The organism is Moraxella cuniculi DSM 21768 (assembly GCF_900156515.1).
GTDB classification, from domain to species: domain Bacteria; phylum Pseudomonadota; class Gammaproteobacteria; order Pseudomonadales; family Moraxellaceae; genus Moraxella; species Moraxella cuniculi.
The window spans coordinates 1-8356 of the sequence record NZ_FTNU01000029.1 but is presented as its reverse complement, the minus strand read 5'-3'; the positions used below and the strand labels follow the sequence as shown (position 1 = coordinate 8356).

Genomic DNA, 8356 nt, shown 5'->3' with positions numbered 1-8356 from the left:
TTAGTTTGGATTTTAAATAGTTGTTGAACACTGTCGTCCAGTTGTTCAATGAGTTGCGTATTATATACGCTTTTAATTGTTTGTCAAGGGGTTTTTTATTTTTTGAATAAAAAATTTCAAACCCTATGAGCATTCAATTATACAGTATTAAATTTCGATGTCAAGCATTTTTTGAAATTTAATCTAATAATTGGTGGCGATGAAGAGACTTGAACTCTTGACCTCACGATTATGAGTCGTGCGCTCTAACCAGCTGAGCTACATCGCCGTTACAGGAGGCATATTCTAGCACAAATTTATGTCCTGTCAATAGAAAATTTGAAAAATTTTTGGCAAACCGATAAGCCGGGTTCTGTCGTGGACAATCATTCATCTAGGCGTGCCGTCGCCGACACGCTCAAGCAACCTACCCGAACTCTGAGCGGGCCACCCATTGAGTTCCTATTTGGTCTTGCTACATGTGGAGTTTACCTTGCCATGAACTGTTGCCAGTCATGCGGTGGGCTCTTACCCCACCGTTTCACCCTTACCCAACCACTCAACCGAAATTTTTAAGACCCGATAATCAATCAGCAAAAAATTCGGTTGAGTGGTCGGGCGGTCTATTCTCTGTTGCACTTGTCGTAGGCTTACGCCCCCTAGCCGTTAGCTAGCACATCGCCCTATGTAGCCCGGACTTTCCTCCCTTTAAGCAATTGCTTAAACAGCGATTGTCTGGTCTGCCGAATTTATTATAGCATAATTTAAGCATCGGCGGTAAGTTTTTGATATTTTGCCAACAATTGCTCTTGGGTTTCTGGGTAATTTGGGTCTTTGGGAATGCAATCAACAGGGCAAATGTCCACGCACTGTGGCGTTTGATAATGCCCAACGCATTCGGTGCACAGGTCAGGATTGATGACATAAATATCCTCCCCTGCAAAAATCGCTTCATTCGGGCAAACAGGCTCACAAACATCACAATTAATACATTCTTCGGTAATTTTTAGTGCCATTATCGCACCTCTTAAGCTGTGGCAAATTTATTCTGAAAAGCCAGCTGCACCGACTCGGGGACAAATTTGCTGACATCGCCACCTAATTTTGCCACTTCTCGCACCAAGGTTGATGAAACAAAAGAATATTCTTGCGATGGCGTCAAAAATACCGCCTCAAACTCATCATCAAGGCTACGATTCATATTGGCAAGTCCAAATTCGTACTCAAAATCACTCACCGCACGCAAGCCTCTTAAGACCGCTGTCGCTCCTTGTTTGCGTGCAAAATCCACCAGCAAACCTTCAAAACCAACGACCACAACACGCGGATTGTCGGCAAAATATGCCTGCACCAAGTCAATGCGTTCGTCAAAATCAAAAAGCGGTTTTTTGTGGTGAGCAAACGCCACAGCAATCACCACTTCATCAAACAGCCGCAAAGCACGCTTGACCAAATCAATATGTCCATTGGTTATCGGATCAAAAGTACCTGGATATAAAACTTTGGTCTTGTGTGCTTGAGCAATCATTGTTATGCCTGCTGGGTGTAAAAGCAAAATTAAAATCAAAACGCCTATGGTAGCAAATTTTGGGGAATTTTTAAACCAAAATTAAAAATGGCGATGCGTCAATTATGCCTGCCCAATTGACGCTTTGAATGATTTAACGCTTGCAAAATCCCTGTTTTTGTAAAAATTCCAGCATAAATGGACGCACCTCTGCACCAAAAGTTGCGGCGATTTGGGCTCGCCAGTCCAAATCCAAACCACGCCCTTGGTAGTATTCTCGCACCACTTCATTATATTTTTCAAGTTTGTTCTCATCTGCCACCTGATAAGTGTCAGTTGATACCAAAATATCCAGCGGCAGTCGAGGACGCTGCGATTGGTTAATTTTTGAGCTCATGTCAGGGTGCCCAAGGCATAAGCCAAATAATGGCACAACATGCTTAGGCAAACCTAGCACTTCGCTGGCTCTGGCAATATCATTACGCAAACTGCCAATATACACGCCGCCCAAACCCAAACTCTCAGCAGCTGCCAGTACATTTTGTGCCATTAATGCTGCATCAATCGCCCCAATAATCATCACCTCTGTCCAGTCGGTTTGCACTTTGGCAAGCTGATTATGGCGATGGCTGTCCATACAAAATACCAAATATTCGGCACAATCTTCAACATAGGCATGACCCAGTCGCTTACCTTCTGCCAACGCCTGCTCATATTGTGCTTGGCTTAGGTCGCAAGAAATTTGTCGCAATGCAGTACGCTTAGCCTTGTCCGTTACACGGATAATACTACAAGCCTGCAAAAAACTTGATGTCGATACTGCACGCCCTGCCTCAAGCACGGCACTTAGCATCTCTTCTGAAATTGGCTCGCCTGTGTATTTGCGAATAGAACGGTGGTTGAGCAAGGTTTCGATGGTTGGCTGGCTGTTTAGCATAACTTTTCCTCAAGTATTATTAATCATAAGCATATTAGCAAATTATGGCACACGCACGCAACCTCAAAAACAGTTTGCAACAAAATCAACCTTCACAAAAGCCGCCTTGTATGATTGCACAGAATTTATTATCTTTGCTATAATTGGCAGCAAATTTATAAATAGTCGCCAACGCCACCACCAAACCATGGCAACTGCGGCAACCAACGCAAGCAGGACAATCGATGGCAAAAAAACCTGACAATCAAATCTGTGCCAACAAAAAGGCACGGCATGAATTTTTTATTGAGGAAACTTTTGAGGCAGGATTGGTGCTTGAAGGCTGGGAGGTCAAATCAATCCGTGCTGGCAAAATGTCAATCACCGAAAGCTATGTTATCTTTAAAAATGGCGAGGCGTTTTTATTTGGTTCGCACATTCAGCCACTGCTGACCAGCTCAACCCATGTCAATCCTGACAATATTCGCACACGCAAACTGCTGCTTAATCGCCGTGAGATTGATAAATTATTTGGCATGGTACACCAAAAAGGCCATGCTGTTGTCGCCTTGTCATGCTACTGGAAAAATGGCCGTGTCAAATGCCAAATCGCCCTTGCCAAAGGCAAAAAGCTGCACGACAAACGAGCCACGCTCAAAGAGCGAGATTTCGCCCGCGACAAGCAGCGTGGGTTTAAGCATCAATTTTGACAGAGCAAGTAAAGCAGACAAAATACAAAACACCACCTGCCCAAACCAACCAACAAAGAGCTGATGGTAATGAATTTGACAAACAACCACACACTTTATATCGGTCGTATTGGCTTGATGATTGCCAGCTTGATATTTGCTGGCTGCCAAGATACACAAACAGCAAAAAATCTTGCCATCATTGACACCAGTGAGCAGAGCCAACAAACTGCCGACAACAATTCGCATAATGCCGATGATTTGTTAAATAAAACCAAACAATCCAGCAGTGAAAGTGATGATACAACCAATAAACTCATCACCACCGATGATGGCAAGCTGCGACTAAATTGGGCAGTTATTGACAGCAAAACAGTACAGGTTGATGCTGATAATTTTCAATATCCTTTTGGCGTTGATAGCCAGCCTGTGCTTAATTATGCTAACAACTTTAATATCACTGCCAAGCAAGCACAGTACGCCATGATGCTATCCATGGCAAGTCCTGAAGCACTGGGAAAAATCATTGATCAGCTAGGTGGTAACTATCTGGGTCATACTTTTCAAGATGGTGCAAATCCTGCTCTAATTATCCAAACCACCCCAGCAATCGTCGCCGAAAAGCATGATTATGTCATCGCCGATAGCTTTGCACAAGGGTTGGTTTTGCCAATTGAAATTGTTAATAAAAACTAAACTTATGAACCAAAAATCACCCAAGCAATCATCAGCTGCTGGCTATGCGTTTTTTCTGTTGATTGATCCCAAATAAATAGCAACAAGCGTCAAGCACGCCCCCAGCCACTGCACGCTGTCAATTGCCTTGCCCAGCCAAAAATAATCAAGCAATAATGCAGCCACTGGCTCGGACAATAATAACAAACCCGTCAGTGTCAAACTTAATTTTGGGATACTATAAGCAATCACACCCCATGCCAAACACTGCATGATGGCACCATAAATCACAATCCAACCAATCTCGGTCAGTGAACTGGGCAATATCCGACCGCCATCAAGCCATAGCATCAGTGGCAACAATATCATCATGCCACCGATTGCCACCAAAGTCATCAATGGCAAAATCGCCACCGTTTCGTATCGATGTGCTTGCCTGACCCAAGTCATGGACAATGCCAAGCACGCTCCAGAGGCAATACCTGCCACAAAGCCAAATCCCGCTTGCATATTGCTGGCGAATTCAGGGCTGGCAATCAATCCGATGCCAAAAACCGCCAGTACTAAGCTGATAATCCGAACCATGCTTTGTTTTTCTGAATAAAACAACACACCAATCAGTGCCAAAAAGAATATCTGCAAGCTGTTTAGCAAGGTTGAAATCCCAGGGCCGACAGCATGAATACTTTCGTGCCACAATGCCAAATCCAGACCCAATGCCGCCCCTGACAGCAACGCAAAGCCGATCGCTCGCCTTGACCTAGGGAAATGCTGGCGAAAAACCACCATCAAACAACCAAATATCAGCGATGACACCAACAACCGCCAAAATGCCATGGCATAAGAACCCACCGACACATGGACAACAATCAAACTGCCCATGCCAAATAGCACACACCCCACCAAAAGCCCAAACACTGGCAAGCTCTGGTTGTTGCGACTTATCTCTGGACTATTCATCTATTTCTTCCAAAATTACTCGATTGGTGGGTGTATCTATCAATATTGACAAGTCATTTTTGGCGGTTATTGGTTGGCAACATGACGGCAAACTGTCGATTGCAAAATGCAGCACTCGGCAGGCATGGCTTAGGTCTGCAAATAAATCCATCACCATGCTCAACTATTAATTATTTTTTCATTATAAAATTAGCTATAATCATTAAGCAATGCCAAAAATTGCTCTTCGGATACCACAGTAATGCCCAATGCCATCGCTTTGTCAAGTTTACTGCCTGCTTTTTCGCCAGCCAGCAAGCGTGTGGTCTTGGCAGAAACACTGCCAGCAACCTTTGCCCCCAATGCCATCAGCTTATCTTTTGCCTCATCACGCCCCATCTGATGTAGCGTACCTGTTATCACCCAAGTCTCGCCAGTCAGTGGCAAACTATCGCTATCAGAAGCTGTCATCGTCGCCCAATGAACGCCAGCATCAATCAATGCCTGCACCACTGCCATGTTGTGCTTAGCACGGAAAAAATCATAAATTGACTGTGCGGTGATTTCGCCAATATCAGGCACTGCTTGCAACTGTGCCAATGTAGCATCACAAATTGCCTGCAAAGTGCCGAATTGGCTTGCCAGTGCCTGTGCTGTACTCTCGCCCACGCCACGAATGCCCAGTGCAAAAATAAAACGAGGCAAAGTGGTGCTTTTGGATTTTTCGATGGCGGTGAGCATATTGGCAACTGATTTTTCGCCCAAACCCTCAAGCGTCATCAGATGCTCTTTGTGCTGATGCAGCTGATAAATATCCGCCACGGTTTTAATCAGCCCCATTTGCCAAAATTTCACCAGCCACTGACCGCCCAAACCGTCAATATCCATCGCACGGCGTGCCACAAAATGAATCAAAGCCTCCTGCTGCTGAGCGGCACAATACAGCCCACCTGTGCAACGAGCCAATGCCTCACCCTCAGGCAAAGCCACAGGTGAGCTACAAACAGGACAGTGTGTCGGCAGGGTAATGTCTTTGGCATCGCTTGGTCGCAACTCAACAATCACGCCTGATACTTTGGGAATAACATCTCCTGCCCGATGGACATTGACCATATCGCCAATTTTTATCCCCAGCCGTCCAATTTCGCCAAAATTATGCAAAGTAACATTGCTCACCATTACGCCACCGACATTGACAGGCTCAAGTTTGCCCACAGGTGTCAATGTGCCTGTGCGTCCAACCTGCCATTCAACATGAATCAGTCGTGTTGGCACAATCTCGGCAGGGAATTTATACGCCGTAGCCCAGCGAGGTTCTCGGCTCAAAAAACCCAGTTTTTCCTGCAATGACAGTGAATTGACCTTAACAACCAAGCCATCAATCTCAAACGGCAAGCTGCTGCGTGTTTTGATAATCTGATGATAATAATCCTCAATGCCATCAAGAGTGGTCGCAGTTGCAAAAGGTGCAGTCTGAAAGCCCAGTTCGCCCAACCACTGCAAAGCCGCCGATTGTGTCTTGATGCCATCTGGCAGCCCTTGATTGACCGAATAGGCAAAAAAAGCCAGCGGTCGTGCGGCAGCAATGGCAGGATTGAGCTGACGCAATGAACCTGCTGCTGCGTTTCTTGGATTGGCAAAAGTTTTCTCGCCACGAGCCAGACTGTCTCGATTAAGCCTCTCAAACCCTGCCTTTGGCATCAATACCTCGCCACGAACCTCCAGCCACTCAAGCTGCTCACACCCCGCCAAAACTTGTGGCAAATTGGCAATGGTTCTAACATTGTGCGTAATATCCTCGCCCACTCGCCCATCGCCACGCGTTACCGCTTGCACAAACCTGCCATGATGATATTTCAGCGAAACCGCCAAACCATCAAGTTTTAGCTCCATCTCATACTCATCAATATGGACACCAGCACGCTCATTGGCTCGCCGCAAAAAATTCGCCAAATCCGTTTTGTCAAAGACATTGCCAAGCGACAACATCGGTACATCGTGTGCCACCTGAGTAAAAAACGGCAACGGCTCTCCACCAACCGTCTGAATCGGACTGTCTGACTGCACCAATGCTGGGTGCGTCATCTCAAGTGCCATCAGCTGCTCACGCAACTTGTCATACTCGCCATCGGTGATGGTCGGTGCATCCATCACATAATACGCATGGTTGTGTTTTTTGAGCAAATCAATCAAAGCGCGCATTTGCTCAATGATTGCTGTATCGGTCGTTGGCTCGTTGGTCATCAAGGAGAAATTTTGGTCAGTCATGGTACAATCTTATCATCGCCCAGCTATGAAATTGATTAATATTTAATCAATATTGATGGTTATTCTGATAACAACTGGTGGTCATCAGCGTGCATATTTAACCAACTTTGGACAACTAAGTCAATCGATAAATAGCTTTGTGGCACTTATCATTATCAAGATTTTGGCAATAATTTGTCAAATTGGCACAAGTGTTGTTTAACCCGTGAAAAATCAGCAAAACGAGCAAAACAAATCGCAAGAAACTTATCGGCAAGAGTGCAATTTGCCAAGAAAATTGCTATCATTAGTAGCTGTTGATGACCGCTGATGATTTTGGTCATTTATGTTTATTATTTTTATAAAATAAATTAAGGTAAAATGTATGACAGATTCACTCAATATCCACATTATCAACCACCCACTGGTACGCCACAAACTATCACTGATGCGAGAAAAAGACTGTAGTACTTATAAATTTCGCACCCTCACCAAAGAGCTGGGGCGACTGATGGCGTATGAGGCGAGTCGTGATTTTCAGATAGAACGCTTCGCCATGCAGGGCTGGTGTGGCGAAATTACTGGTGAACAAATCAAGGGAAAAACCGTAACGCTGGTGCCAATTTTGCGTGCAGGATTGGGCATGCTAGATGGCGTGCTGGACTTGTTGCCCACCGCCAAAATTTCGGTCGTTGGTCTACAGCGAGACGAACAAACGCTTGAGCCTGTGCCGTTTTTTGAGAAATTTGTTAATGACATTGACAAACGCCCTGCACTCATTCTTGACCCAATGCTTGCCACAGGTGGCAGTATGGTTGCAACCATTGATATGCTAAAAAAACACGGCTGCACCAATATCAAAGCACTGGTGCTGGTTGCCGCCCCAGAGGGGGTGCGTTGCGTCAATGTCGCCCACCCCGATGTGAAAATCTATACCGCCGCCCTTGATAGCCATTTAAATGAAGACGGCTACATCATTCCCGGCCTTGGCGATGCTGGCGATAAGATTTTTGGCACACCACAGGTGGTTGGTTAATTTGCATATTTAATCATGCGTCAATACATGGCACACTTGATTGGGCAATTCTCCTTGGATATTTGTACCATGCCACACAAGGCCATCTAGGGATTGCTTGAAAGTTTATCAAGCAAATATTGTTGTCAAATAATAAAAACACCATTTTCATAAATTTGGCAACATTTATCCTAGATTTGCACAACCATTTGGTACCCATCTTTTTAAGTCATCATTATAACCCCATGACTCAAGAAACAATGGCGAAATATCCAAGCCTTCTTGTGAAATAAATTTAGGGACCATCCTAGATAACCAACCCAAACTACCCTTAACTAATTGTTTTAAAATGGAAATTTGAGATTTAAGGTCATTGTTATTAAAACGCC

The 8356-nt window shown here is 44.8% G+C and carries 8 protein-coding genes, 1 tRNA gene, 1 other RNA gene and 1 pseudogene; 3 read left to right on the top strand and 8 right to left on the bottom strand.

All coding sequences use genetic code 11. The annotated features are described in order from the left end of the window. Window positions 1–191: 191 nt before the first annotated feature. The 5 genes from BW928_RS10845 to nfsA all read right to left on the bottom strand — a co-directional run bounded on the left by BW928_RS10845 (window position 192) and on the right by nfsA (window position 2423). Window positions 192–268: transfer RNA gene (locus BW928_RS10845), tRNA-Met, on the bottom strand. Between the two features lie 57 nt (window positions 269–325). Further along, window positions 326–726: RNase P RNA component class A (gene rnpB / locus BW928_RS10840), an RNA gene on the bottom strand. 17 nt (window positions 727–743) lie between these two features. Next, window positions 744–995, bottom strand: coding sequence for a YfhL family 4Fe-4S dicluster ferredoxin (locus tag BW928_RS10835; RefSeq protein ID WP_076556233.1), 252 nt, complete (start codon window positions 993–995; stop codon window positions 744–746). 11 nt (window positions 996–1006) lie between these two features. Continuing rightward, window positions 1007–1507 carry a pantetheine-phosphate adenylyltransferase gene (coaD, locus tag BW928_RS10830; protein ID WP_076556232.1) on the bottom strand — a complete coding sequence of 167 codons (501 nt, stop codon included), beginning with the start codon at window positions 1505–1507 and terminating at the stop codon, window positions 1007–1009. Between the two features lie 133 nt (window positions 1508–1640). Further along, window positions 1641–2423 carry an oxygen-insensitive NADPH nitroreductase gene (gene nfsA / locus BW928_RS10825; RefSeq protein ID WP_076556231.1) on the bottom strand — a complete coding sequence of 261 codons (783 nt, stop codon included), beginning with the start codon at window positions 2421–2423 and terminating at the stop codon, window positions 1641–1643. 224 nt (window positions 2424–2647) lie between these two features. Here nfsA and smpB point away from each other — a divergent pair, with 224 nt between their 5' ends. Both smpB and BW928_RS10815 read left to right on the top strand, forming a co-directional pair. After that, complete coding sequence (smpB, locus tag BW928_RS10820) at window positions 2648–3112, top strand: SsrA-binding protein SmpB (RefSeq protein ID WP_076556230.1); 465 nt, start codon at window positions 2648–2650, stop codon at window positions 3110–3112. A 69-nt stretch (window positions 3113–3181) separates the two neighbouring features. Next, window positions 3182–3787, top strand: a complete 606-nt coding sequence (locus tag BW928_RS10815) for a hypothetical protein (RefSeq protein WP_078310419.1) — start codon at window positions 3182–3184, stop codon at window positions 3785–3787. A gap of 42 nt (window positions 3788–3829) precedes the next feature. On the opposite strand, the gene BW928_RS10810 is transcribed toward BW928_RS10815, so the two are convergent. Continuing rightward, complete coding sequence (locus tag BW928_RS10810) at window positions 3830–4726, bottom strand: DMT family transporter (protein ID WP_076556228.1); 897 nt, start codon at window positions 4724–4726, stop codon at window positions 3830–3832. A gap of 189 nt (window positions 4727–4915) precedes the next feature. Continuing rightward, complete coding sequence (gene ligA, locus BW928_RS10805; protein ID WP_076556227.1) at window positions 4916–6973, bottom strand: NAD-dependent DNA ligase LigA; 2058 nt, start codon at window positions 6971–6973, stop codon at window positions 4916–4918. Between the two features lie 364 nt (window positions 6974–7337). Here ligA and upp point away from each other — a divergent pair, with 364 nt between their 5' ends. After that, window positions 7338–7988, top strand: coding sequence for a uracil phosphoribosyltransferase (gene upp / locus BW928_RS10800; protein WP_076556226.1), 651 nt, complete (start codon window positions 7338–7340; stop codon window positions 7986–7988). Window positions 7989–8285: 297 nt separating this feature from the next. On the opposite strand, the pseudogene BW928_RS11520 reads toward upp, so the two are convergent. Further along, window positions 8286–8356 (bottom strand): annotated as a pseudogene (locus BW928_RS11520) (IS1595 family transposase); the annotation flags it as partial.